The following is a 25,138-nucleotide window of genomic DNA, read 5'->3' as shown; positions in this document are numbered from 1 at the left end:
GGGGGCCGCCACCCACCCCCCCACCCACACCGGGCCCCCCCGCCCCCCCCGCCCCCCCCCCCGCCCCCCCCCCCCCCCCGCCCCCCCCCCCCCCCCCCCCCCCCCCCCCCCCCCCCCCCGGGGGCCCCGCGCCGGGCGCGTCTCCGGGACGGGGCCCGGCCGGTGCTCAGTACTCCAGGCCGTAGCCCACCGGGTACAGCACCTGCGAAGGGTCGTCCGTGCGCGGCACCGGGACGGGCAGCCGGCCGCCCGGTTCGGCGTGGCCCGCGATCACCCGTGCGGCGGCGCGCAGTTCGACGTCGGTCCAGGAGTACGCCGCGAGGCTCGCCGCGTACCCCGTACCCGCCAACTGCGCGATGTCGTACGGGTTGCGGATCGCCACCGTGACGACCGGGACCCCGGTCGCGGCGAGGGCGCTCACCAGGGTGCGCTGGGAGCTGGTCGCCGTCACGTTGTACGTGCCGACCACCACCGCGTCCTTGCCCGCCGCGGCCGCCACCGCCTCGGCGATCTTCGCCGCGGTCGGCGCCGTCCCGGTGGACAGGGCCGTCGCCGTGTGGCCGAGCGCGGTGAACTCCGCGGCCAGCGTGGCGGTCGGCGGACCGGTCGTGCCCGACGGGGAGGCCGGGTCCGCGCCCACCACCAGGATGCCGCGGTGGCTGCGCCGGGAGAGCGGCAGCAGGCCGGTGGGATTGGCGAGGAGCGTGGTGGTGTGCTCGGCGATCCGGTCGGCGGCGGCCAGGTGCGCCCGGGTGCCGACGACCTTGTCCACCTGGGAGTCCTTGACGAACGGGTCCTGGAAGAGGCCGAGTTTCGCCTTCAGCCGGAGAATCCGCAGAACCGATTCGTCAATGCGGGCCTCGGTGAGTTCGCCGCTCCGTACGGCGGTCAGCACCGCGTTCCACGCGACGTCCAGGGTCGGCGGGTTGAGCAGCTGGTCGACGCCCGCCTTCAGCGCGAGCACGGGGACGCGCTCGTCGCCGTACTTGGTGCGCACGCCCTCCATGCCGAGGGCGTCCGTCACCACGACCCCGTCGTAGCCGAGTTCCTCGCGCAGGATGCCCGTCAGGATGGGCCGGGACAGGGTCGCCGGGTCCTCGGACGGGTCGAGCGCGGGGACCACGATGTGCGCGGTCATGATCGAGTCGATGCCCGCCGCCACGGCCGCCCGGAACGGCGGGGCGTCCAGCTCCGCCCACTGCTCGCGGGTGTGGGTGATGACGGGCAGCCCGGTGTGGCTGTCGGTGCTGGTGTCGCCGTGGCCCGGGAAGTGCTTGGCCGTCGAGGCGATCCCGGCGCCCTGGTACCCCTTCACCTGGGCGGCGACCATCCCCGCCACGGAGTCCGGGTCGGCGCCGAAGGAGCGTACGCCGATGACCGGGTTGGCCGGATTGACGTTGACGTCGGCGTCGGGCGCGTAGTTCTGGTTGATGCCGAGCGCCGCCAGCTCGGTGCCCGCGATCCGGGCGGCCCGGCGGGCGTCGGTGCGCGAACCGCCCGCGCCGAGCGCCATGGCGCCCGGCAGCAGGGTGGCCGGTTCGCCGACCCGGCAGACGATGCCGTGCTCCTGGTCGGTGGAGACGAGCAGCGGCACCTTCGACGGACCGGCGAGCCCGGCCCGCTGGATGCCGTTGGAGAGCGCGGCGATCTGGTGCGGGTCGCGGGTGTTGTGCGCCCAGGTGAAGTAGATGATCCCGCCGACGTGGTACGTGGCGATCATCTCGGCGGCCGTACGGACCCCGATCTCGGCGAGGTTGGCGTCGATGTCCGCCTGGTCCGGCTCGGTGGCGGAGTGGCCGTACACCCGCATCACGAAGAGCTGGCCGACCTTCTCCTCAAGGCTCATGCCGGCGAGGAGCCGCCGGAGCCGTTCCACGGGGACGCCCCGGGATTCCGCCCGGCCGGAGTCCGCCGAGCCGGAGTCCGCCGATCGCGTCCGGTCCGCCGCGGCGGCCGGAACGGCGACCGTGCCGGTGGCCGCTGCCGCGGCGGTCGCCGCCGCCGCGGCGAGGAGGGTGCGTCTGGAGGTGCGGTGGTGCACGTGAGCCCCTTCCGGTACTGAAAGAAACTTCCAAGAAGGTACGGATATATGGAAAGTAACTTCCGGTCAAGGCCCTCGCCCGGCCGCGCTGCCCGTGGGGCGGACGATTGGGGGCAAACAACGGCAGCGCCCTCCCGCGTCCCTCAGGTCAGCCCGATCGCCCGCCCGTGCGCCGGCAGCCCCGCCACCGACGCCGTGATCGCCGGACGGCGGGCCGCCCCCGCACGCCACAGCGCGTACAGCCTGCGCACCGGTACGGGGCCGAGCCGCACCTCCACCACGCCCCGGGCCGCCCAAGGTGGCGTGGAAGTGGATCGCGGGTGTCGGACTCGCGCTCGGCGTGGCCACGTTCGGGCTGCTCTTCGTCGGCATGGACCAGGGGATGGGCGCCGGGCTCTCCTCGCTCGTCCTCCAGGCCCAGGCCGTCTTCACCGCGCTCTTCGCCGCGTCTGGGTCTCGACCGTGCCCGTGCTGCCCCTGCTCGGCCTCTCGCTGCTCTTCGAGGGCTGGAACCGGGACACGGACGCGCTCGCGGCGATGGACTGGACGGGTGCGGGGACCGTCGTCCACGTCGCCTGGATCTCCACCGTCTTCGGCTTCGGCGCCTGGGGATACCTGCTCCGCCACCACCCGGCGTCGTCGGTGGCGCCGTTCACCCTCCTCGTCACGGTCTTCGGGATGTCCTCGGCGGCGCTGCTGCTGGGCGAGTCGGTGAGCCCGCTGCGGTGGTGCGCGGCGGCGCTGCTGGTCGGCGGGGTGGGCGTGACCTCGCTCGGCGGCCGGTGGCAGAGACCGGCGACGGCGACCGGAGCGCCGCGGGCCCCCGCGCCGGAGGGCGGGGGGCGCGGGTGTGACCGCCGCCCACGCCCCCACGCGCCGCGTCACTGCTTCGGCGCGCCCACCCGCAGCAGGAACTCCCGCCCGGCCGTCAGCAGTCCGGGCAGCTCCGGGATGCCCTGGTACCAGCGCTTCTCGTACTCCCAGCAGACCCAGGTGTCCGGCGCCAGGGTGTCCAGGCACTCCGCCAGCGGCAGCACGCCCTCGCCGAGCGCGAGCGGGGTGGTGTCCTCGGCCGAGGCGATGTCCTTGACCTGGACGTAGCCGAGGTACGGGGCGAGCACCAGCTGGCTGTCGACCGGGTTCTCGCCCGACAGCCAGGTGTGCATCACGTCCCAGATCACGCCGACGTTCGGGTGTCCCACCGTCCCGGTGACCCGGGCCGCCTCGGCTCCGGCCCGATGCGAGTCGTGGGTCTCCAGCAGGATGGTGACGCCCAGGTCGGCGGCGTGCGGGGCGGCGGCCCCGAGCCGCCGGGCGGCCGTCGCGTCGGCGGTCTCCGGATCCTGGTCGCCGCCGCCGGGGAACACCCGGACGTACGGAGCCCCGAGGTCGTGGGCGAGCTCCACCAACTCGGCGACCTGCGCCACGACCGCGTCGTCGTCCCCCTCGGCCGCGACCCGGACGTACCCGGCCACGGTCAGGATCTCCACACCGGCCTTCTCGAACTCCGTGACCACCTTGGCGCGTTCGAGGTGCGAGATCCCCGGGTTCACCGGCTCCTCGGGGTGGGCGCGCAGCTCCACCCCCTGGTAGCCGTGCTCGACGGCCAGCCGGACGACCTCGTCGATGGGCGTCCCCGGCACTCCGAGGGTCGAGAAAGCGAGCTTCACGTGCGTGTTCCTTCCGTCGGTCCGTACCGCCGCGTCATCGCTCCTGCACGATCACGCGATCTCCCGGACGCTACGCGTACCCCTGCCCACCGCCCGGAACCCGATGCGTCGACCACCGTACAGACAGCGCTTTCTACGTGGTGGCGGCGCCCTCAGAGCGGCCGGTCCCCGCGCGGCGGCGCCGTGGAGCCGCGCACCATCAGCTCCGCCGCGATCGTCGCGATGCCGCCGGGTGGCGGGGTCTCCGTGCCCATGGCCAGCCGGCCCGCCCGCGCCCCCGCCTCGTACAGCGGCAGTCGGACCGTGGTCAGGGCCGGGACGGTGTCCACGGAGAACGGCAGGTCGTCGAAGCCGGCCACCGAGACGTCCTCGGGGATGCGCAGCCCCTGTTCGCGCACGGCGGCGCTCGCGCCCAGGGCGACGGAGTCGTTGGCGCCCACGACGGCGGTCACCCCCGGCTCGCGGCGCAGGAGTTCGAGGGTGGCCTCGTACCCGGAGCGTCGGTCGTACGGGCCGTGCACGGTGAGCCGGTCGTCCCCGTCGGAGCCTTCCGCCGGCAGCCCCGCCGCCCGCATCGCGGCGCGGTGGCCCTCCAGGCGGTCACGGGTGGTGGTGCGTTCGAGGGGGCCCGCGACGTAACCGATCCGGCGGTGGCCCAGCGAGATCAGGTGCTCGGTGAGGCGTCGGCCGCCGCCCCGGTTGTCGAAGGTGAGGACCGCGGTGACGGCGTCGTTCTCGGGCAGCGGGGGCCGCCCGCAGAACACGATCCGGGTGCCCGCGTCGGCGAGCCGCCCCAGCTTCGCGGCCATCGCCGCCTGGTGGGCCGGGTCCTCCAGCGCGCCGCCGGTCAGCACGACGGCCGCCGCGCGCTGGCGCTGGAGGAGGGTGAGGTAGGTGAGTTCGCGCTCGGGGGAGCCGCCCGTGTTGCAGACCACGGCGAGCTTCTCGCCGCCCGCCCGGGAGGTGCCGTCGCCGGGGACGCCGATCTCCGACTGGGCGGCGCCCGCCATGATCCCGAAGAACGGGTCGGCGATGTCGTTGACCAGGATGCCGACCAGGTCGGAGGTGGCGGCGGCGAGCGAGCTGGCCGGGCCGTTGAGCACGTAGTCCAGGTCGTCCACGGCGCGCAGCACGCGTTCGCGGGTGGTGGCGGCGACGGGGTAATTGCCGTTGAGCACGCGGGAGACGGTGGCCGGGGACACCCGGGCGCGTGCCGCGACGTCCGCCAGGGTGACTGTCATCGTTTCTCGTTCTCCTCGGGGGTTGTTCGCGGCGCCCCTCTTGTCCGGGCCGCTGTCGGCAGGCTAGCTTCATACACGATAGAAAGCGCTTGCTACGGCCGATGGAGGGAACTTTCGTGACTCGCAGGACTGTGCGCATCGCCATGAACGGCGTGACGGGTCGTATGGGATACCGGCAGCACCTGGTGCGCTCGATTCTCGCGATCCGCGAGCAGGGCGGCCTCGACCTCGGCAACGGCGACGTGCTGTGGCCCGAGCCGGTCCTCGTCGGCCGCCGCGCCCACGCGCTGGAGGAGCTGGCCGCCCGGCACGGCCTCACCGAGTGGTCGACCGACCTGGACGCCGTCCTCGCCGACGACACCGTCGACATCTACTTCGACGCCCAGGTCACCCAGGCGCGCGTCGAGGCGATCAAGAAGGCCGTCGCCGCCGGAAAGCACATCTACACCGAGAAGCCCACCGCCACCGACGTGGCGGGCGCCCTCGACCTCGCCCGCCTCGCCCGGGACGCCGGCATCAAGCACGGCGTGGTCCAGGACAAGATCTTCCTGCCGGGCCTGCTCAAGCTGAAGCGCCTCATCGACGGCGGCTTCTTCGGTGAGATCCTCTCCGTGCGCGGCGAGTTCGGCTACTGGGTCTTCGAGGGCGACTGGCAGGAGGCGCAGCGCCCCTCCTGGAACTACCGCTCCGAGGACGGCGGCGGCATCGTCGTGGACATGTTCCCGCACTGGGAGTACGTCCTCCACGAGCTGTTCGGCAAGGTCAACACCGTGCAGGCGCACGTCCAGACGCACGTCCCGCAGCGCTGGGACGAGCAGGGCAAGCCCTACGCCGCGACCGCCGACGACGCCGCGTACGGCATCTTCCAGCTGGAAGGCGGCGCCGTCGCCCAGATCAACTCCTCCTGGACCGTGCGCGTCAACCGTGACGAGCTGGTCGAGTTCCAGGTCGACGGGACCCACGGCTCCGCCGTCGCGGGCCTGCGCAACTGCCGCGTCCAGCACCGCTCGGCCACCCCGAAGCCGGTCTGGAACCCCGACCTGCCCGTCACCGAGTCCTTCCGGGACCAGTGGCAGGAGGTCCCCGACAACGGCACCTTCGACAACGGCTTCAAGGCACAGTGGGAGCTCTTCCTGCGCCACGTCGTCCTCGACGAGGCGTACTCCTGGGACCTGATGGCCGGCGCCCGGGGCGTGCAGCTCGCCGAGCTGGGCCTGAAGTCGGCCGCCGAGGGCCGCCGCTTCGACGTGCCGGAGCTGTCGCTGTGACGATCCACCTCCCGCACGGGGCGTACGAGCCCCGCACCGCACCCCTGGACCTGGCCCCCGGTGGCTCCCCGCTCGCCTCGCGCACGGTCTTCTCCGCGGCCCACGTCGTTGCCGACCCCTTCGTCGACGTCAGCCCGGACGGGCCCGCCGCGATCGATTGGGACGCCACCCTCGCCTTCCGCCGCCACCTCTGGTCGCACGGGCTCGGGGTCGCCGAGGCGATGGACACCGCGCAGCGCGGCATGGGCCTGGACTGGGCCGGTGGCGCCGAACTGATCCGCCGCTCCTCCGCCGAGGCCAAGGCCGTCGGCGGCCGGATCGCCTGCGGGGTCGGCACCGACCAGCTCACCGGCCCGGCGACCCTCGCCGAGGTGCGCGCCGCCTACGAGGAGCAGCTCGCCCTCGTCGAGGGGAACGGCGCCCAGGCCATCCTGATGGCCTCCCGCGCGCTCGCCGCCGTGGCCGAGGGCCCCGAGGACTACGCGGAGACCTACGCCCACCTGCTGCGCCAGGCCACCGAACCGGTCGTCCTGCACTGGCTCGGCCCGATGTTCGACCCGGCCCTGGAGGGGTACTGGGGCTCGTCCGACCTGGACGCGGCCACCGACACCTTCCTCAAGATCATCGCCGAGCATCCGGACAAGGTCGACGGCATCAAGATCTCGCTGCTCGACGCGGCCCGCGAGATCGACGTACGCCGCCGGCTGCCCAGCGGCGTCCGCTGCTACACCGGCGACGACTTCAACTACCCCGAGCTCATCGCGGGCGACGACCGCGGCTTCAGCCACGCCCTGCTCGGCATCTTCGACCCGCTCGGCCCGCTCGCCGCGCACGCCGTACGGGTCCTGGACACCGGCGACACCCAGGGTTTCCGGGACCTGCTGGACCCGACGGTCGAGCTCTCCCGCCACCTCTTCCAGGCGCCCACCCGCTTCTACAAGACGGGCGTGGTCCTCCTCGCCTGGCTGGCCGGGCACCAGGACCACTTCACGATGGTCGGCGGCCTCCAGTCGGCCCGTTCGCTGCCGCACCTGGCGAAGGCGTACGAACTCGCCGACCGCCTCGGCCTGTTCCCCGACCCCGAGCTCGCCGAGAGCCGGATGCGGGCCCTGCTGACCGTCCAGGGAGGAACCCGATGAGCACCACCGGCACGGACCTGTCCCGGTTCTCCATCAACCAGGAGACCGTCAAGCAGTGGTCCCTGGAGGAACTCGCCGAGGGCTGTACGAAGGCGGGCGTCGGCCAGGTCGGCCTCTGGCGCGAACCGGTGCAGAAGTACGGCGTCGAGCGTGCCGGACGGCTCTTCGCCGACGCCGGTCTCACCGTCACCAGCCTCTGCCGGGGCGGCTTCCTCACCGCCGTCGACCCGACGGCCCGCGCCCGCGCCCTGGACGACAACCGCGCCGCGATCGACGAGGCGGCGGGCGTCTCCACGGACACCCTGGTCCTCGTCTCGGGCGGCCTGCCGGAGGGCAGCAAGGACCTCGCCGGCGCCCGCGAACGCATCGCCGACGCCCTCGCCGAGCTCGCCCCCTACGCGGCCGAGCGCGGCATCCGCCTCGCCATCGAGCCGCTGCACCCGATGTTCGCGTCCGACCGGTGCGTGGTCTCGACCCTCTCCCAGGCGCTGGACATCGCCGAACGCTTCCCCGCCGAGCAGGTCGGCGTGGTGGTGGACGCCTACCACATCTGGTGGGACGACCGGGCGCCCGCGCAGATCGCCCGCGCCGGGGCCGGCGGCCGTCTCCACTCCTTCCAGCTGGCCGACTGGATCACCCCGCTCCCCGAGGGCGTCCTGCTGGGCCGGGGGCAGCTCGGCGACGGCAGCGTGGACTTCCGCGTCCTGCGCACCCTGGTCGAGGCGACCGGCTTCGACGGCCCGATCGAGGTGGAGATCTTCAACGAGGGCCTCTGGGCCCGCGACGGCGGCGAAGTCCTCGCCGAGGTGGTCTCCCGCTTCCAGGAACACGCCTGCTGAGAGCGCTTCCCAGGGTTCGGGTAAAGGAATGGTCAAGGCGTACAACCTCTGGCATCCCTGCCCGGTCACACTCTGCGTCGGGACTTCCGGGGGAGGGGTCCGGGGGGAACGGGAAGACCCGACGGGGGGAAAGCGGGAGGGGTCCGGCCGCGAGGCCGGGCCCGTTTCGCTTTTCCGGGGCGACGGGCGCGGAGACCGACGCCTGTCCGCCGATGCCTTGCGCCGCCTCGCGTGCCGCTCCACGGCGAAGCCGACCACGTCTCAGTGTTCCCGGCCGCCGATGGCTACGCCTGCGCGCCCATCCCTCGTAAACTCGGACATCCGCCACCGCGTCCGTGCGCGTGCCCGCACCGCGTCCGCGACGGGGCCGACCCCGGTCCACCCCTCCGACTCCGCCCGCGCCGGCCTCTCCTTGCCCGACACGGACTCCCGCGCGCACCGGAAGGAACCGTCAGCAGATGTACGTCTCCCGCGTCACCATCGAGAACATCAAGTCGTTCAACGGACCGCGAAAAGTCGACCTGACCCTGACCCGCCCGGACGGCTCGCACGCCGGCTGGACGGTCCTCGCCGGCCGCAACGGCGCCGGGAAGACCACCCTGCTGCGCGCCCTGGCGCTCGCGCTGAGCGGCCCGGTGGCCGCCCGGGGGCTGGTCCAGGGCTTCGAGAACTGGGTCACGCGCGGCGCGGAGTCGGGCAGCGCCTCGGCGGAGATCGTCCGCGACAAGGACTTCGACAAGTTCACCGCCTCGGGCCGCACCCAGAACAAGTTCGGCACGGGCCTGCGCTGGACGCCCCCCGGCGAATCGGCGGCCGGGCGCAAGAGCGCGCAGCCCGCACTGGGCGAGATCCGCAACAACTCCCGTACCCAGAGCGCCAGCGCCGCCCAGCGCGGACCGTGGGCCGACAACCCGGTGGGCTGGTTCTGCGCCGCGTACGGCCCGTTCCGGCGGATGGCCGGCGGCTCGGGCGACGTACAGCGCCTGATGCTGGCCTCGGGCCCGGTGGCCCGGCAGGCGAGCCTCTTCCACGAGGACGCCTCGCTGGCGGAGGGCGTCGCCTGGCTGATCGAACAGCATCTGCGCGCCCTCGAAGGCCGGGAGGGCGCGCTCGCCCTCAAGGAGGCCGCCCTCTCCGTCCTCGGCGACGGACTCCTGCCGGACGGCTACCGCATCAAGGACGTCGACTCCGAGGGCCTCTGGGTCACCAGGGGCGGACACCGCTTCCCGCTGCGGGAGATGAGCGACGGGTTCCGTACCGTCGCCGCCCTCGTCGTCGACCTGCTGAAGCAGATCCACGACGCCTTCGGGGACCACGCGCTGGGCCGGGGCGGCGAAGGTGAGGGCCCGAGCCCGCTCCAGGTCCCCGGGGTCGTGATCATCGACGAGATCGACGCCCACCTCCACGTCTCCTGGCAGCGCCGCATCGGCCCCTGGCTGACCACCCACTTCCCCAACATCCAGTTCATCGTCACCACCCACAGCCCCTACATCTGCCAGGCCGCCGACCCCGGCGGCCTGATCCGCCTGCCCGGCGTCGACGAGGGCGCCTCCCCGGAGGTCGTCCCCGAGGACCTGTACGAACGCGTCGTCTACGGCAGTGGCGACGACGCCGTCCTCTCCGACCTCTTCGGCCTCGACACCCCGTACTCGGAACGCGCCGAATACGCCCGCGCCGAGTTCGTCGCCCTGGAGTCCAAGGTGTACGAGGGCGACACCTCGCCCGAGACCGTCGCCCGGTACAAGGAGCTCAAGAGCCTGCTGTCCAGCTCCCCGACCGCCCGCGCCCACGAGGTCTCCGCCCGGCTGTACCGGATCGCCGACCAGGTACAGGACCGGTCCGACAGGTACGGAGCCGAGGCCGACGAGGACGGAGAGGCGGGCGAGACCAAGTGATCCGGATGATCCGCCCCGAACTCCCCCCGGACACCCGGGAACACCTGGCGACCTACACCCGTCAGATCGCCGACGCCGCGGCCTCCGACCGCAAGGCGATCGCCATCGGCCTCTGGGGCCGTTTCGCCGTACGCCGACGGGTGCGCCCCGGCGTCCTCGCCGCCCTCACCGACATGGCCCCCGGCCACCAGCGCTGCATGTACTGCGGCGACAGCCAGGGCACCGACATCGACCACTTCGAGCCGAAGAGCCAGGCGCCGCTGCGCACCTTCGACTGGACCAACTACCTGCTGGCCTGCTCCTACTGCAACAGCAACCAGAAGCGCGACCTCTTCCCGCGCGACCCCCGCACCGGCAGACCCCTCCTCCTCGACCCCACCCTCGACGACCCGCTGCACCACTTACGGCTGGTGCTGCCGCTCTGTACGTACAAGGGCCTCAGCGCCCAGGGCGACGCCTGCATAGACGTATTCGGCCTCAACCGGCGAGGCGTCCTCGTCGCCGGGCGCCGCACCGCCTACGCCACGGCCAAGCAGTCCGTCGAGCTCTGGCGCATAGCCACCGACCGGGGCCAGCACACCAAGGCCGACGAGGTCGCCCGGGTCGCCTGGGACCGCCCGCTCGCCGACGTCCTCGCCGCGATGTTCCACCAGTCCGCGCACCCCGCGGCCGACCTGCTCTTCGACGGCGAGGAGGAGACCTTGGCGCTGCTGCGCGACCCGGCGTTACGGGCGAGCTTTCTGGCGCGGGCGTGAGGGGCGCGACCTGCTGTTCACACCTGGGCCGAGTGCGCCGGCAGCCGAGATCGGGGAGTCACGAATGGAAGTAAGCGCATCGGCCGACGAGGACGCTGACCGGGAGCCCGCTGAGCACAGGCGGTTCGCCGGCCATCTTCGAGCCCTGGCCTCCGGTCCGGCATCCGAGGAAGCGACTTTGGTCGCCTCCGTGCTGTGCGACGAGGACGTTCAGATGGGGCAGAGCGCGGTGGCCCGCCATATGGACCTCCGCGCGGCCGAGTTGTTGACCGATGCCCGGTTCACCGCCTGGGCCGACCTCATGGCCACCGTCGTGGCGCACCACGACTTCCTCGCCCGTCGACTCCGCGAGTGGACCCTGCTCAGGGCCGTCGCGTCGGACGAGGCATGGAGGGCCGAGGAACTGGCCGCCGCGTCCGATTGGCTCCAGCGCACTGCCGTGGCATCTCCCCGGATCGACTCGCCCGCCGCCCTCGAAGTGCTAGCCACCAGGGGGCGTACCCGGCGCGTCCGCAACGCGGCACGTCAGCGGACGGGGCGGCAGGACCGACTGCCGGGCTGACACGGCGGGTCCCAGAAGATCCGCTGACGCTTGTCACTCCACATCGCTTCGGTGGCCTGCTGTCGACGGCGGCCGTCAGGCGTCGAGGTCGCCACTCTTGACGGCGGCGACGAACGAGGACCATCCGGCGGGGGAGAAGACGAGCGCTGGGCCGTTGGCGGTCTTGCTGTCGCGGACGGGGACGGTGGGGTGGCCGGTTGCTACTTCTAGGCAGTCGCTGGTCTCGTCGGCGCCGCCGCTGTAAGTGGACTTGAACCAGCCAGTGACCGCACTGGTGTCAGCGATCTTGAGCTGCGTGGTGCGCATGTTCGTACTCCTTCGCGATGTTTCTGACGAGGGCTAGTGACTCCCGGCAGGACGCCGCGTCACTCAGAGCAAGTGTGTAGGCCCTCTGACAAGCCTCAACCTCGGCCGGTTGGTCCATCAGATGTCCGGTGAGGAGCCCTTCTACGTAGGCGACAGGACTCGCGTCCGCGAAGTCCAGCAGGTAGAGCATGCTTCCCAGCAGGGCATGGGCGCCCGACGCGAATGGCAGGACGTGCAGACGCAGGCGACCGGCCTCGGCCATGTCCGCAACCTTGTGCAACTGCTCTGCCATGACGCCCGGTCCGCCGGTGGTACGCCGTAGGGCCGCCTCGTCCAGCAGGGTCCAAGCTACTGGGGTCGAGGATTTGGTGAGCAACTGACCGCGCTCCATGCGCTTGGCAACGTACTCGTCAAGTGGGTCGGCGCCGTGGTTGGGGCGGTACGCCTGGTACACGGCAAGCGTGTATGCCTCTGTCTGAAGCAGACCAGGAATGAGAGAGGCGCCATACTGGCGAATTTGGGTGGCCTCGCGCTCCAGCTCGATCACTGCTTGGAAGTATTGCGCGAATCTGGTGTCCAGATCCTCCAGCCAGCGAAAGAAGAAGCCGTCCGTCTTCAGAACAAGATCGATCCGCTGTGCGTCATCCGGGTTCGGCAGTCGTCGTCCCGCCTCCCAGTGACTGACCAAAGTCGATGAGCAGAGCAACTGAGCGCCCAACTCCTCCTGGGTCAGGCCGGCGGCCAACCGCCGTAGTCGCAGTTCCGCCCCGTACCTCTCCCTCAAAGTCCGAGGCTTCTGCTCCACAACCATGCGGCACCAACTCCCCTGTTCCTGACAGGCGGGCTGTCAAGCCCAAACCCTGGCAGCGTAGCCATGAGCCGCCTCACTCTGTGATGGATTCACCACGGAACGCACCCGTTCGTGGGTGCCGTCGTCAGAAGGAGAACGCGCAGAGATGAAGGACCTCGTCCGCCGGCTCACCGGCTCGCTGAGGAGGCGGGTGTGCCCCGCCCGGTCAGCCCGCCCCGCCCCGGGCACCCGCCCGCACCCCTCCGGCCCCACCACCCGGCGTACCGGCGAACGCCCCCTGCGCGGGGAGGACACGCAGCTGATCCGCCCCTACCTCCTGGCCCACGAGTGGCGTGCCGACCGGGTCGTGGCCACTGCCCTGCCCGCCCCTGTGACGGAGGTCGCGGCATGATCGAGGAGCATCGCGCACGGGGTACGTTCCGGCTGTTGCCGTGGACGGGAGCCGGGGGCAAGCAGTGCTGGGTGCTGGGGGACGGCACGGGTTACGTCTCGCGGATGGCGGACAACATCGAGAGCGTCCAGCTCGGTATGGCGAGTGACCTGCTCGACCACGCCGCCGCGTTGCTGGATGATCGCCGGGTCACGGGGGCGGAGTACCGGTTCCTCGCCAACCGGTTGAGCGAGTCGCTCCGGGACGTCAAACGCATCGCGGAGAGCCGGGGTGCTCGGTTGGCCGTCCATGGTGAGGCCGAAGACTCCGAAGACTCCTACGCGGAGGACGACGACGCCTATCACGACGCCTACGACATCGCGGAGACGGTGGGGGTCATCGACGCCGTCGACGCCGCTTCCCGGCCGCCCTCGGGCCTGCCCGATCGATGACCGCCGGTCGCCACGTGACGAGGCGGCCCGGGGCGCGCGGGGCCCGAGCCGCGCGGGGCCCGGGGCGCGCCGGGCCCGGTGTGGCGCCGGCCTGTGAACCACGCCGGGCCCCGCGCGCCGGATCAGCCGCAGATGCGGGAGCACATGCGGATCAGGGACGGATCAGGGCAGCTCAGGGTCGGTCGACCAGCTTCTGCACCTCGGGCGGGAGATCGGCGCCGGAGTGGACGGCGTACAACCTGGTCGTCTCCGGCGTGTCCCCGACGGCGATGGCGATCCTGGTGGGAACGCCGTCCACGGCGTAGGCGGGTGTCCCCGTCCCGACCGGCTCCTCGTCCTTGCCCGAGCCGCCGGTGTCGTCGCAGGGCGGTGCCGTGACGGCGCCGAGCTTCTTTCCGACGGTGTACTTCACGTTCCCCACGTCCTGGTACGAACTGCCCTGGTAGGTGTACCGAGCGACGCACAGGACCTCAGCGTGGCCTTCGTCCGTGCACGCCGCTACCGATGTCATCATGACCGCCGCCACCAGCAAGCCGGCGGATCGCCTGGTCCAACTCATGAGTGTCCCCCCTCAGTCGATGCGGCGGAGAGGAGCGCGCCCTCTCCGCCGAGTGACCTCGCCATCGCTCGGCACGGGAATGAGACCGTGCCCAGGGCGAGGCCCCTCGTGTTCCGCGGTTCGACGTGGGCGATGTGGATCTGGTTCCCCTGCTCCTGCGCGGAGTTGGGACTCGTAGAACCGCATGGTGGGACGTCACGTACGGCTCGGCGCGGCCCGAAGTCCTTTGCTGTGACTCCGGGCCGCCTGAGTTTCACCTCCGGCTGCTACCAGCCGGATGTGTACCCCTTGCCGTTGCATCCACAACAGACGCCGTCGCCGCCGCACTTGTCGCAGTTGCGCTGCCCGCCCCATCCGTAGGTCTTCCCGGTGCCCTTGCACGTACGGCACTCGCCCTTCCTCTCAGGGCAGGCCTTGCATCGAGCCATGAGTCATTCCCCCTCGTTTCGGTACGGGGACAGGTGCCTGCCCCGGATGGCTCGCCTCCGCCCGGCCTGCAGGCGGGTCGGCGGTCTCCGGTGCGCGCTCATCGACTGCGCGCTCCTCGACGATCAGGCCGTGTGCGCCCAACGGCCTTACGAGCAACGGGACAAGGCGACCCGGTCGGCTGCCGAGACGGCCGGCGTGCCTCGGTCAACGGTCCACGGGCGTCCGGAAAAGAGCAAGGCCATTTATCTCCGCCGACCGGTGGCCAGGCCGACGGGGTCACAGCCTTCCGCGGCTCCCGAGGGCTTCGGCACCGTCGTACCTGGTCCTGCCGGGTCGGAAGGAACAGGGCGACGGGTTTCGCGCGAGCTGCTGGTCGCGCCGGCCCGGAGCGTGCTTCGGAGATCTGCTCGTCCGGCCGGGGCATCGCCGGCCCGTCGATCAGGTGCGGGCCCACCCGTCGAACGTTGCCTCGCCCACCTGAAGGACGGCCGGATCCTCGCCGGGCTTCGTACGGAACCGGCTCGCGCCACCCGCCTGTGCCGCGCACGGCTCATCCTCAAGAACGGCTGTGCCGCTGGGCGTCATCGACGTCTGTCGCGGAGAGCCCACTGTCAGCACGGGCGTCCGCTGTGACCCCGCGCTCGTCCCCTCACCACTTGTCGCCGACGCGCACCTTGTTCCACTTGGACCGCGAGATGCACAACTCGTGCGCGTCGTTGTCCAGTTCGATCTGGTAGCACTCGCCCTTGTGGTGCGCGACGCGCTTGGTGGCACCGGTCTTCACCTGGTGGCACGACTTCTTGGTCTTGCCCTTCTTCGTGGTCGAGGAACACTCGCTGCGGGTGACCGCCTCGTTGGTGTACGTGGTGGTGCCGCGCTTGTACTCCTTCTCCGTGATCGTTCCGTGCACCGGGTCCGCGCCGCAGGCGGTCAGGAGAAGTGCGGCGACGGATGCGGCGGCCAGGGCGGCGATACGGCGGCCGGACGGACGGAGAGCGGGCATGGCGGGTCCTCTGCGGCAAGGAGTGGTGCCGGGCCGCACGGAGGAGACGGCGACGGCGTGGATGCGTTCCGCAGCATAGTGACGCACCGGACGTACGTTCGGTTCTCGGGTGGACGGGTGGACGGGTGGGCGGGTGAACGGGTGGGCGGCTCGCGGCGGCGTCTGCGAGCCCGGTGACCTCGCGCGGCGAAGGCCGAGTCTTCTCGTCGAACCTTGAGCGGTGCCGCCGTCAGGAGGACACGGTCAAGGCCGACGAGGCGACGGCGGTGGCGAAGTAGAAGCCGGGAAACGCGAGGTTGTGGAGCACGCGGGCGCGTAGATGGAAGGCGAGCGCGCCCAGGTAGAGCAGGGCGAGACCGCAGGCCGCGGCGGCACCGAGGGGGCGCAGTGACGCGTCGAGGAGACCGAGGAGGAGGCCGGCCGCACCGGCCAGCTTGAGAGTGGCCAGCCGGGGCAGCCAGGATCGGGGCACACCCACCTGTGCCGAGTTGGCCAGCACGAAGCGTGCCCCGGCGAGGTCGGCCGCGGCGATTCCGGCGTTGGCGGCGACGGTGATCAAGGTGACGACGAGATGTGCGAGCTGGGTACCGGTCATGTCTTCAGGGTCCGCGTGGGCTTCGGCACCGTCCAATACCTGCTTCTATAACCTGGTGGCATGGATGTGGACACGCGCCTGCTCCGGTACTTCGCCGCAGTGGCGGAGGAGGGCAGCCTGACCGGGGCGGCGCGAAAGCTGTTCGTCTCCCAGCCCGCGCTGACGAAGCAGATCCGGCGCCTGGAGGGGGATCTCGGGGTGCCGCTCTTCGCGCGTTCGCGGTCCGGGATGGCGCTGACCGAGGCCGGTCGAGAGCTCGCCGCGCGGGTGCCCGCACTGTTGAAGGGCTGGGACGAGGCGCTGGAGGCAACCGGAAGGGCGGCAAGGGTGCTGCGCCTGGGTTTCCTGGACGCGGGCGCCTTGGGCGCCGTCCACGAGGTCGTCGCCGAGTTCCGCCGGGCGCATCAGGAATGGCGGGTGGAACTGCGACAGTTCGACTGGTCGGACGCGAGTGCCGGCTTGGCCCGGGGCGATGTGGATGCGGCAGTGGTGCGGTTGCCGTTTCCGGGGCAGGAGCGGCTGCACGTCCGGGAGCTGTTCGTCGAGGAACGTGGGGTGCTGCTGTCGGCTCGGCATCCGCTGGCGAACAGCGGGGCGGTGGAGTTCCGGGAGCTGTGGGACGAGCCGTTCGTCGCGGCCGGAGCCGAGACCGGGGCCTGGAGGGAGTACTGGCTGGCGACGGAGGAGCGGGAAGGGCACCCGGTCCGGGTCGGTGCCGTCACCAGCAGGCCCGACGAGTGGCTCGGAGCGGTGGCGGCCGGCTGCGTGGCGCTGGCCCCGGCGTCGACGGCCCGTTTCTACTCCCACCCGGACGTGGTGTTCCGTTCAGTCCGCGGGGTCTCACCGAGCAGGGTGGGGCTGGCCCGGCCGAGGGGCCGGACTCGTCAGGCGGCGCTGGATGAGCTGCTGGACGCCGTCGCACGGCGGTTGAGCCGGAGCTGACGACGGGGCCGGCAGACCCGCGGCACGCTGCCCGGCCGGATCGGCGCCACTCCCGGCGGCAGCCGCGTCGAAGGGGCTCGCGTTGCACGAGGGGCCCGCTGTCACGAGCGGCTCGGTCCGCCACCACCGGTGAGCGCCCGCATCCAGCCGGGCCGACTCCTGGACGGCGACCGTGGGGTGGACATCCCCCCCTGACCGCGACTGGGCCGATCCCGGTCGCCCGCCGACGGGCGGGCGGGCCGCCCCGCCGACAGGCGCGCACGGCCTTGACCGTCACATGGGCGTGGCTGCGGCTTCGTTGACGGTGACGGCCCTCGCCAGCAGTTCCGGATCGGCCAGCCGGTCGGGGTGGTGCAGCATCTGGGCGACGGCGTTGAAGGCGCGTGCGACGTCCCCGTCGCGGAGGGTGGCCGCGGTGATCTGTCCCGTGGCCCACCGCCGGCGCCGGACTTCCTCCGGTACCTCCGTACCGTTCCGCGCGTCGAGACGGGCTGTGTCGTCCCCGGTGGAGACGGCCCAGGCGGCGTCCACGACCACCTGCTGGAGGCGGAAGAACTCCCGTGCGGGCATGCCGAGGTCGGGGTCGGCGTCGAGGTACGAGGCCAGGCAGGAGGCGTGCAGCGCGGCGGAGGTCATGCCTTGGCCGTGGATGGGGTTGAACGACGCCACGGCGTCCCCCAGGACGGCCAGGCGGGCGGGGAGGCGGCCCGTGTCGGTGAAGTGGCGCCGCCGGCTCTCGGCCTGGTGGTAGGTCACCACGTCGCCCACGGGGGCGCCCGCCGTGGCCTCGGCGAAGACGGGCGGGTGCGTGGGGAGGGAGGCGCGGAACTCGGCGATCGTCCGGGCGGGCCGGTAGTCGTCGTACCCCTCCAGTGTGACGAGCCACCGCATTCCCTCGATCGGGACCGCCGCCGCGAGGGCGATCCCGCCCGACGGGTACTCCGGTGAGAAGAGCGCGTAGCCGACGGCCGTTTCCAGGTCGGCGGCATGCTCCGACCGCTCGAACAGGGCCGTCGCGTAGTTGATGGGGGTTTTCAGCCGCTCGATCCTGGGCTCGTCGTAACCGCCCTCCCTGAGCCAGTTCGACAGCTTGCTGGCGCGTCCCATGGCGTCCACGACGAAATCGGCGTCCAGTACCCCCGCACCTCCGTCGCCCTGCTCCCCGCCGGCGGCCGCGACGAAGCGGACGGCGCTGACGGCACCGTCGCGGTACCGCAATCCGGTCGCCCGTCCGCGCAGCACGGTCACGTTGGGCAAGGACATGACCCGGTTCCGGATCAGAGCCTCCAGCAGGGGGCGCCCGATCCCGAAGATGGGGCGGCCTTCACCGTCCGGCGCCTGGGGCACGCCGTCGATGAGGAGCGTCCCGTGGGTGGGGATCAAGGTCGCGCCGAGGTCCTGCGCTTCCCTCGTTAACCCCGGAAACCACCTCTCCGCCCACTGCCGGCCCGCCGGGAGCAGCGCGTGCACGTGCCGGCCCTGGGGCACGCCGGCCCGCGGGCCGGCCTGCGCGGACACGTCGTCGGGCTCGATGACGACGACCCGGCGTGCGCGGTCGGAGAGCACCCGTGCCGCCAGGAGCCCCGCGATGCTGCCCCCGATCACACAGGCCGTGTCCACCAGCACGGGGGCGTCGTCGGGCGGGTCGGCGTGGACGAGATGCTCGAAGAGTGAGGCCGCGGACTCGGTCATGGAAGGTGCTCCTGTCGGTCGTGGCGCGGGATACGCCGGCGAGCCCCCTGAGGGACAACGTTTGGTATGGACAGGAGGGCGCCCGGCGGGACCGCTGTCAAGGCCGAACATTCCCTCCTTCAGGGCGGGATGTGGTGTTCCGGTGGCCCTCTCGTCGCTCGAAGGCGTGACGTCGTGGGAGCCCGGCGCCGGGGTCGCGCGGGACCGCCGCAGTCACTTTGCCCCCGCCTCGTTCTGCGTGCGGGCCGGGTGCGGGCGGTGTAGAGAGGAGTCATGTCACAGCACGGCGAAGGACCTCGTCGGGAGGGGCGAGGCCGCGTGGTGCGCGGGAGCCGGAGCCGGTTCCTGATCGCCGTCCCGGTCCTCTGGATCGTCGCGGTGTCGCTGATCGACCTTCTCGCGCCCGACGACATCCACCTGGGCCCGCTGCTCGTCGCGGCCCCGGCGGTCACGGCGTCGTTCGCCGGGCCCCGGACGGTGGGTCTGATCGCCGTACTGGCGGCGCTCGCGCAGACGGCCATCGGGCTGGTACGTGATCCCGGCGAACTGCTCTCCACCAACCACCAGGCCCAGGTCGTCGCCCTGCTGCTCGTCGGCGCCCTGCTGGTGATCTTCTGCGTACTGAGGGAGCGCCGGGCGAAGGAACTGGCGCAGGTTCGGTACGTCTCCGAGTCCGCCCAGCGCGTGGTCCTGCCGCCGCTGCCCAAGAGACTCGGACCGTTGCGCGTCGCCTCGCTCTACCTCGCCGCCGAGGCCGAGGCCCAGATCGGCGGGGACCTGTACGCGGTGGCGCGTACCGCCTCCGGCACCCGGCTGATCATCGGAGACGTGCGCGGCAAGGGGATGACCGCGGTGAACGACGCCGCCCTGCTCCTCGGCGCGTTCCGTGTCGCCGCCCACCGCCGGTCGAACCTGGGCGAGCTGGTGAGCTACCTCGACCGGAGCGTGTGCTGGGACCTCGTGGAGCCGGGTGAGGCCGGCCGTTACGGAGAAACGTTCATCACCGCCACCGTCCTGGACATCCCCGACCAGGGCGGCCGGGTCGAGATGGTCGCCTGCGGGCATCCGCCGCCGGTCGTCCTGCGCGACGGACGGCCGACGACGGTGGACGTCCTCCACCCCGCGCCTCCGCTGGGCCTGGGGGAACTGGCGCGCCCGAGGTACCACGTCGACAGCTTCCCGTTCGAGCCGGGAAGCCTTCTGCTGCTGTACACCGACGGCGTCACCGAGGCCCGCGACGCCACCGGCACCTTCTACCCGCTCGCCGAGCGCATCACCGGCTGGACCGAGCGCGACGCGGACGCCTTCCTCGGCCGCCTCCGACGCGACCTGATGGACTGGGTCGGCGGGCGGCTCGGCGACGACGCCGCCATGATCGTCATCGAGCGTCCCGCCGCGCGCCCGGCGTGACCCGGGCCTCCTCCCGGATCACTCGCAGCGCCCGCACGGGAATCCGTGCCGTACGGCGGCCGAGGAGTCGGCCCGCCCCGGCACGGGCGCCCACCGAACGCGGTGCGCACGGACGAGCGGCGGACCGTACGGCGACTGCCAGGCCGGGCGCCCGGTCCGGTCCGAATCTGCGGTGCGGCGTCGCTCGCGCCGGTTCGCGAGGGGCGCTGCCGCCCGGCGGAGACCGGCGTCGAGCAGTGGGCTCGGAAGCTCGAAGCGCGGCACGGCCGTCCTCCTCGGGGCGGCGAGTCCGGCGGTGGCCCCGAACCCGGTGCCCGGCGCGGTGCGGCAGCCGTCACCACGACGGACCACGGCCGGCGGGCGGTCGGCGAGCGGAGAGGTTCCGAGTGGCCACGGGGTGAGCGTGCAGGTGGTGAGCAGGCGGACGGCGGGCACGACGACCCAGTTCCTGGACATGGAGATACACCGGTTTCAGTGAGAGAGCCGCAGCGAGAAGGAGCCCGGCGCACGGGGGCGACGGGCGAAGGAACAGCGCTCGGGGTGTCTCACTTCGTGTACATCGGCGTGTCCTCCGACGGGTGACCACGGGGGGGGAGCGGAGCGGAAGCACCGTAACGGCGCACGGAGATGCGGTTCCACCGGTTTTCGGGCGGTGGCGGTGGCGGTGGCGGTGGCGGTGGCGGTGGCGACGGCGGTTACGGGGGCGGGGGCGGTGGCGCGGCGCCTCGGTGGGGCAGCGGCCCGGCCGGGACACCCCGGCCGGGCCGTCGTCCCGGCTCCTCCCCCCTACAGGTGTCGGCGCCACCCGATACCGTCGATCCATGCCCAACGCGCCCACCCCGCCCCCCAGCCTGGCAGTCCTCGAAGGGGTCCTGGAGCGGATCACCTACGCCAACGAGGAGAACGGGTACACCGTCGCCCGCGTCGACACCGGGCGCGGCGGCGACCTGCTCACCGTGGTGGGCTCGCTGCTCGGCGCGCAGCCGGGGGAGTCGCTCCGGATGGAGGGCCGCTGGGCCTCCCACCAGCAGTACGGCAAGCAGTTCGTCGTGGAGAACTACACGACGGTGCTCCCCGCCACCATCCAGGGCATCCGCCGCTACCTCGGTTCCGGGCTGATCAAGGGCATCGGCCCGGTCATGGCCGACCGGATCACCACCCACTTCGGCACCGACACCCTCGACATCATCGAGAACGCGCCCAAGCGGCTCGTCGAGGTCCCCGGGCTCGGCCCGAAACGCACCAAGAAGATCGCCGATGCCTGGGAGGAGCAGAAAGCGATCAAGGAGGTCATGATCTTCCTCCAGTCGGTCGGGGTCTCGACCTCGATCGCGGTGCGGATCTACAAGAAGTACGAGGACGCCTCGATCTCCGTCGTGAAGAACCAGCCCTACCGGCTGGCCGCCGACGTCTGGGGCATCGGCTTCCTGACCGCCGACCGGATCGCGCAGGCGGTCGGCATCCCGCACGACAGCCCGGAACGCGTGCGCGCCGGACTGCAGTACGCCCTCTCCCAGTCCTCCGACCAGGGCCACTGCTACCTCCCCGAGGAACGGCTGATCGCGGACGGCGTGAAGCTGCTCCAGGTCGACACCGGGCTGGTCATCGAGTGCCTCGCCGAACTCGCCGCCGACCCGGAGGGCGTCGTGCGCGAGAAGGTGCCGTCGCCGGAGGGCGGCGAGCCGGTGACGGCCGTCTACCTCGTGCCCTTCCACCGGGCGGAGCTCTCCCTCGCCGGGCAGGTGCGCCGGCTGCTGCGGACCCAGGAGGACCGGATGCCCGCCTTCAAGGACGTGGACTGGGAGAAGGCGCTGCAGTGGCTGGCCCGGCGGACCGGCGCCACCCTCGCACCCGAGCAGGAGGCGGCGGTCCGGCTCGCGCTGAGCCACAAGGTGGCCGTGCTGACCGGCGGACCGGGGTGCGGGAAGTCGTTCACCGTACGCTCCGTGGTCGAGCTGGCCCGCGCGAAGAAGGCGAAGGTCGTGCTGGCCGCCCCCACCGGACGGGCCGCGAAGCGCCTCTCCGAGTTGACCGGCGCCGAGGCGTCCACCGTGCACCGGCTCCTCGAACTGAAGCCGGGCGGGGACGCCGCGTACGACAAGGACCGCCCGCTCGACGCCGATCTGGTGGTCGTGGACGAGGCGTCCATGCTCGATCTGCTGCTCGCCAACAAGCTCGTGAAGGCGGTGGCACCCGGTGCCCACCTCCTCCTGGTGGGCGACGTGGACCAGTTGCCGTCGGTCGGCGCGGGCGAGGTGCTGCGGGACCTGCTCGCCGAGGGCGGACCCGTACCGGCCGTCCGGCTGACCCGGATCTTCCGCCAGGCCCAGCAGTCCGGCGTGGTCACCAACGCCCACCGCATCAACTCCGGACAGCCCCCGCTCACCCAGGGTCTCGACGACTTCTTCCTCTTCGTGGAGGACGAGACGGAGGACGCCGGGGTGCTCGCCGTGGACGTGGCGGCCCGCCGCATCCCGAAGAAGTTCGGCCTCGACCCGCGCCGCGACATCCAGGTGCTCACCCCGATGCACCGGGGCCCGGCCGGCGCCGGGCACCTCAACGGCCTGCTCCAGCAGGTCATCACCCCGGGCCGCCCCGAGCTGCCGGAGAAGAGGTTCGGCGGCCGGGTCTTCCGGGTCGGCGACAAGGTCACCCAGATCCGCAACAACTACGAGAAGGGCGAGAACGGCGTCTTCAACGGCACCGTCGGCGTCGTGACCTCGCTCGACACCGACGAGCAGCGGCTGACCGTGCGCACCGACGAGGACGAGGAGATCGGCTACGACTTCGACGAGCTCGACGAGCTGGCCCACGCCTACGCCATGACGATCCACCGCTCCCAGGGCAGCGAGTACCCGGCCGTCGTCGTCCCCGTCACCACCAGCGCCTGGATGATGCTCCAGCGCAACCTCCTCTACACGGCGGTGACCCGGGCCAAGAGGCTCGTGGTCCTGGTCGGCTCCCGCAAAGCGATCGGGCAGGCCGTCCGCACGGTTTCCGCCGGAAGACGCTGTACGGCGCTGGATTTCCGGCTCAGGGGAGGGGCGGGGGGAGACTCACCGTAAAAAATGATCGATCAAATCGGTGGGAAACATCACGCGGGGCTTCCGGAACCACCGGCAAGGGGGCAGGATGACTAAGTTGGCGGCACTCAGTGCCGCCAATAGGTCCAATGGACGACCCCGAGTGCACTCTCCTGAGCCAAATGGGGGAGGGTGAAGACAGTCAGGGCACAGGGCACCTAGTCAGGGCACCTCGAAGAAGAGGCACTACGTCGGTGAGGGATGACGTGAGCGAGCACACCAACAACGCTGTAGTACTGCGGTACGGCGATGACGAGTACACCTACCCGGTGATCGACAGCACCGTCGGCGACAAGGGCTTCGACATCGGGAAGCTGCGGGCCAACACCGGCCTCGTGACGCTGGACAGCGGCTACGGCAACACCGCCGCCTATAAATCCGGCATCACCTACCTCGACGGTGAGCAGGGCATCCTCCGCTACCGCGGGTACCCGATCGAGCAGCTCGCCGAGAGCTCGACCTTCCTTGAGGTCGCGTACACGCTGATCAACGGTGAGCTTCCGAAGGTCGACGAGCTGTCGACCTTCAAGAACGAGATCACCCAGCACACCCTGCTCCACGAGGACGTCAAGCGGTTCTTCGACGGCTTCCCGCGCGACGCCCACCCGATGGCCATGCTGTCCTCGGTCGTCAGCGCGCTGTCCACCTTCTACCAGGACAGCCACAACCCGTTCGACGAGGAGCAGCGTCACCTCTCGACGATCCGCCTGCTGGCGAAGCTCCCGACGATCGCGGCGTACGCGTACAAGAAGTCGATCGGTCACCCGTTCGTCTACCCGCGCAACGACCTCGGCTACGTCGAGAACTTCCTGCGCATGACCTTCTCGGTCCCCGCCCAGGAGTACGAGCTGGACCCGGTCGTCGTCTCGGCGCTGGAGAAGCTGCTCATCCTGCACGCGGACCACGAGCAGAACTGTTCGACCTCCACCGTGCGTCTGGTCGGCTCCTCGCAGGCGAACATGTTCGCCTCGATCTCCGCCGGCATCTCCGCCCTGTGGGGCCCGCTGCACGGCGGCGCCAACCAGTCCGTGCTGGAGATGCTGGAAGGCATCCAGGCCAACGGCGGCGACGTCGACTCCTTCATCCGCAAGGTGAAGAACAAGGAGGACGGCGTCCGCCTGATGGGCTTCGGCCACCGGGTGTACAAGTCCTTCGACCCGCGCGCCAAGATCATCAAGGATGCCGCGCACGACGTCCTGTCGGCCCTCGGCAAGTCCGACGAGCTGCTCGACATCGCGCTCAAGCTGGAGGAGCACGCGCTCTCCGACGAGTACTTCGTCTCGCGCAACCTCTACCCCAACGTGGACTTCTACACCGGTCTGATCTACCGGGCCATGGGCTTCCCGACCGAGATGTTCACCGTGCTCTTCGCGATCGGCCGCCTCCCCGGCTGGATCGCCCAGTGGCACGAGATGATCAAGGAGCCGGGATCCCGCATCGGCCGCCCGCGCCAGATCTACACCGGCGAGGTCCTCCGTGACTTCGTCCCGGTCGAGGGCCGCTGACGCGACCCGTCCGGTGCCTTCGGGTGCCCGGGTGCACCGGTACGGCGCGACGACCGCACGAGCCACGTGGCGCCGTACCCGTAGGGCCGCTCGACGTAGTCGCTCCTCGGCGTCGCCCGTAGGGCTCGTAGTACCTGCTGCCCCGCAGTGCCCGCACTGATCGAAGTACCCGCACCACCGCACCGCCCGGCCTCCTCGGCCGACTGCCTTCGCCCCGCGTGCCGCGCTCACCCAGAGCGCGGTGTCCGGGGCGATTCGGCGTCCTGGGGCCGGTGCCCCGGGCGGGTCTCCGCCCGAACTGGCCGGAAATAGCAGGAAGCGCCCCGCCGTCGATCCCCCCACGGGTCGACGAACAGGGCGCTTCCCATATCCCGGAGCGGATTCCCCCCACGGGATCCGGCCGGGCGTCCTCAGGGAGTCTGCACTCCCTTGTCCTGCTGCGGTCCGCCGGGGTACGTACGGGAGGGCCGCTCAAAGCTCCCCGATGCACGTGCCCCGGCCAACGCTTGCCATGAAGCGTCCCCCAAGACACTTCATCGGACGTCCCCCAAGACATCCTTGGCATCGCACT

At 71.6% G+C, this 25,138-nt stretch carries 21 protein-coding genes and 3 pseudogenes; 13 read left to right on the top strand and 11 right to left on the bottom strand.

The window, feature by feature from the left end; genetic code table 11:
* Positions 1–166: 166 nt before the first annotated feature.
* Both ACFZAX_RS15575 and ACFZAX_RS15570 read right to left on the bottom strand, forming a co-directional pair.
* Positions 167–2,041: a glycoside hydrolase family 3 N-terminal domain-containing protein gene (locus tag ACFZAX_RS15575; protein WP_390962012.1), complete on the bottom strand. Its 1,875-nt coding sequence runs from the start codon at positions 2,039–2,041 to the stop codon at positions 167–169.
* 143 nt (positions 2,042–2,184) lie between these two features.
* A pseudogene (locus ACFZAX_RS15570) lies at positions 2,185–2,325 on the bottom strand (LysR family transcriptional regulator); the annotation flags it as partial.
* A 2-nt stretch (positions 2,326–2,327) separates the two neighbouring features.
* On the opposite strand from ACFZAX_RS15570, the pseudogene ACFZAX_RS15565 reads away from it, so the two are divergent.
* Positions 2,328–2,875 (top strand): annotated as a pseudogene (locus ACFZAX_RS15565) (EamA family transporter); the annotation flags it as partial.
* Between the two features lie 47 nt (positions 2,876–2,922).
* Here the strand turns inward: ACFZAX_RS15565 and ACFZAX_RS15560 are convergent.
* Both ACFZAX_RS15560 and ACFZAX_RS15555 read right to left on the bottom strand, forming a co-directional pair.
* Positions 2,923–3,711: a TIM barrel protein gene (locus ACFZAX_RS15560; RefSeq protein WP_390962011.1), complete on the bottom strand. Its 789-nt coding sequence runs from the start codon at positions 3,709–3,711 to the stop codon at positions 2,923–2,925.
* A gap of 152 nt (positions 3,712–3,863) precedes the next feature.
* Positions 3,864–4,952, bottom strand: a complete 1,089-nt coding sequence (locus ACFZAX_RS15555) for a substrate-binding domain-containing protein (RefSeq protein ID WP_390962009.1) — start codon at positions 4,950–4,952, stop codon at positions 3,864–3,866.
* A gap of 116 nt (positions 4,953–5,068) precedes the next feature.
* Here ACFZAX_RS15555 and ACFZAX_RS15550 point away from each other — a divergent pair, with 116 nt between their 5' ends.
* The 6 genes from ACFZAX_RS15550 (at position 5,069) to ACFZAX_RS15525 (ending at position 11,410) form a co-directional block, all read left to right on the top strand.
* A complete protein-coding gene (locus ACFZAX_RS15550; RefSeq protein ID WP_390962008.1) occupies positions 5,069–6,220 on the top strand; it encodes a Gfo/Idh/MocA family oxidoreductase in 1,152 nt (383 codons plus the stop codon).
* A complete protein-coding gene (locus ACFZAX_RS15545; RefSeq protein ID WP_390962007.1) occupies positions 6,217–7,359 on the top strand; it encodes a DUF993 family protein in 1,143 nt (380 codons plus the stop codon). Before ACFZAX_RS15550 ends, ACFZAX_RS15545 begins: the two co-directional genes overlap by 4 nt.
* A complete protein-coding gene (locus ACFZAX_RS15540; RefSeq protein WP_390962006.1) occupies positions 7,356–8,198 on the top strand; it encodes a TIM barrel protein in 843 nt (280 codons plus the stop codon). Before ACFZAX_RS15545 ends, ACFZAX_RS15540 begins: the two co-directional genes overlap by 4 nt.
* A gap of 458 nt (positions 8,199–8,656) precedes the next feature.
* Complete coding sequence (locus ACFZAX_RS15535) at positions 8,657–10,093, top strand: AAA family ATPase (RefSeq protein WP_390962005.1); 1,437 nt, start codon at positions 8,657–8,659, stop codon at positions 10,091–10,093.
* 5 nt (positions 10,094–10,098) lie between these two features.
* Positions 10,099–10,848, top strand: coding sequence for an HNH endonuclease (locus ACFZAX_RS15530; protein ID WP_390962003.1), 750 nt, complete (start codon positions 10,099–10,101; stop codon positions 10,846–10,848).
* A 178-nt stretch (positions 10,849–11,026) separates the two neighbouring features.
* Complete coding sequence (locus ACFZAX_RS15525) at positions 11,027–11,410, top strand: hypothetical protein (RefSeq protein ID WP_390962001.1); 384 nt, start codon at positions 11,027–11,029, stop codon at positions 11,408–11,410.
* A 75-nt stretch (positions 11,411–11,485) separates the two neighbouring features.
* Here the strand turns inward: ACFZAX_RS15525 and ACFZAX_RS15520 are convergent, their stop codons facing one another.
* On the bottom strand, positions 11,486–11,716 hold the full coding sequence (locus ACFZAX_RS15520; RefSeq protein ID WP_390961999.1) for a DUF397 domain-containing protein: 231 nt from the start codon (positions 11,714–11,716) through the stop codon (positions 11,486–11,488).
* A complete protein-coding gene (locus tag ACFZAX_RS15515; protein WP_390961998.1) occupies positions 11,688–12,527 on the bottom strand; it encodes a Scr1 family TA system antitoxin-like transcriptional regulator in 840 nt (279 codons plus the stop codon). The genes ACFZAX_RS15520 and ACFZAX_RS15515 overlap by 29 nt, the downstream gene beginning before the upstream one ends.
* Positions 12,528–12,672: 145 nt before the next feature.
* On the opposite strand from ACFZAX_RS15515, the gene ACFZAX_RS15510 reads away from it, so the two are divergent.
* Entirely contained in the window at positions 12,673–12,918 is a 246-nt protein-coding gene (locus ACFZAX_RS15510) for a hypothetical protein (protein WP_390961997.1), read from the top strand.
* Positions 12,915–13,211 (top strand): annotated as a pseudogene (locus ACFZAX_RS15505) (hypothetical protein); the annotation flags it as partial. The gene ACFZAX_RS15510 and the pseudogene ACFZAX_RS15505, both read left to right, overlap by 4 nt.
* A gap of 310 nt (positions 13,212–13,521) precedes the next feature.
* Here the strand turns inward: ACFZAX_RS15505 and ACFZAX_RS15500 are convergent.
* The 3 genes from ACFZAX_RS15500 to ACFZAX_RS15490 all read right to left on the bottom strand — a co-directional run bounded on the left by ACFZAX_RS15500 (position 13,522) and on the right by ACFZAX_RS15490 (position 15,935).
* Entirely contained in the window at positions 13,522–13,908 is a 387-nt protein-coding gene (locus tag ACFZAX_RS15500; RefSeq protein WP_390961995.1) for a DUF6281 family protein, read from the bottom strand.
* A 1,078-nt stretch (positions 13,909–14,986) separates the two neighbouring features.
* Positions 14,987–15,340, bottom strand: coding sequence for a hypothetical protein (locus ACFZAX_RS15495; RefSeq protein WP_390961994.1), 354 nt, complete (start codon positions 15,338–15,340; stop codon positions 14,987–14,989).
* A 229-nt stretch (positions 15,341–15,569) separates the two neighbouring features.
* Complete coding sequence (locus tag ACFZAX_RS15490) at positions 15,570–15,935, bottom strand: DoxX family protein (protein ID WP_390961993.1); 366 nt, start codon at positions 15,933–15,935, stop codon at positions 15,570–15,572.
* A 60-nt stretch (positions 15,936–15,995) separates the two neighbouring features.
* Here ACFZAX_RS15490 and ACFZAX_RS15485 point away from each other — a divergent pair, with 60 nt between their 5' ends.
* Positions 15,996–16,877, top strand: a complete 882-nt coding sequence (locus ACFZAX_RS15485; RefSeq protein ID WP_390961992.1) for a LysR substrate-binding domain-containing protein — start codon at positions 15,996–15,998, stop codon at positions 16,875–16,877.
* 273 nt (positions 16,878–17,150) lie between these two features.
* On the opposite strand, the gene ACFZAX_RS15480 is transcribed toward ACFZAX_RS15485, so the two are convergent.
* Positions 17,151–18,569 (bottom strand): FAD-dependent monooxygenase, encoded by a 1,419-nt coding sequence (locus tag ACFZAX_RS15480; protein WP_390961991.1) that lies wholly within the window; start codon positions 18,567–18,569, stop codon positions 17,151–17,153.
* Positions 18,570–18,842: 273 nt separating this feature from the next.
* Between ACFZAX_RS15480 and ACFZAX_RS15475 the strand changes: the two genes are divergently transcribed.
* Positions 18,843–19,979, top strand: coding sequence for a SpoIIE family protein phosphatase (locus ACFZAX_RS15475; RefSeq protein WP_390961990.1), 1,137 nt, complete (start codon positions 18,843–18,845; stop codon positions 19,977–19,979).
* An 18-nt stretch (positions 19,980–19,997) separates the two neighbouring features.
* Here the strand turns inward: ACFZAX_RS15475 and ACFZAX_RS15470 are convergent, their stop codons facing one another.
* The gene (locus tag ACFZAX_RS15470; RefSeq protein ID WP_390961989.1) at positions 19,998–20,435 is read right to left on the bottom strand and encodes a hypothetical protein; all 438 of its coding nucleotides are present in this window, start codon (positions 20,433–20,435) and stop codon (positions 19,998–20,000) included.
* 365 nt (positions 20,436–20,800) lie between these two features.
* Between ACFZAX_RS15470 and ACFZAX_RS15465 the strand changes: the two genes are divergently transcribed.
* Both ACFZAX_RS15465 and ACFZAX_RS15460 read left to right on the top strand, forming a co-directional pair.
* Positions 20,801–23,044 (top strand): ATP-dependent RecD-like DNA helicase, encoded by a 2,244-nt coding sequence (locus ACFZAX_RS15465; RefSeq protein WP_390961988.1) that lies wholly within the window; start codon positions 20,801–20,803, stop codon positions 23,042–23,044.
* Positions 23,045–23,268: 224 nt separating this feature from the next.
* Positions 23,269–24,567, top strand: a complete 1,299-nt coding sequence (locus tag ACFZAX_RS15460; protein ID WP_390961987.1) for a citrate synthase — start codon at positions 23,269–23,271, stop codon at positions 24,565–24,567.
* The last annotated feature ends 571 nt before the right edge of the window (positions 24,568–25,138 follow it).

The sequence above is a fragment of the Streptomyces sp. NPDC008125 genome, assembly GCF_042957125.1.
GTDB lineage: Bacteria > Actinomycetota > Actinomycetes > Streptomycetales > Streptomycetaceae > Streptomyces.
The sequence above is the reverse complement of the archived record's forward strand: the minus strand, read 5'-3'. Positions and strand labels throughout refer to the sequence as shown.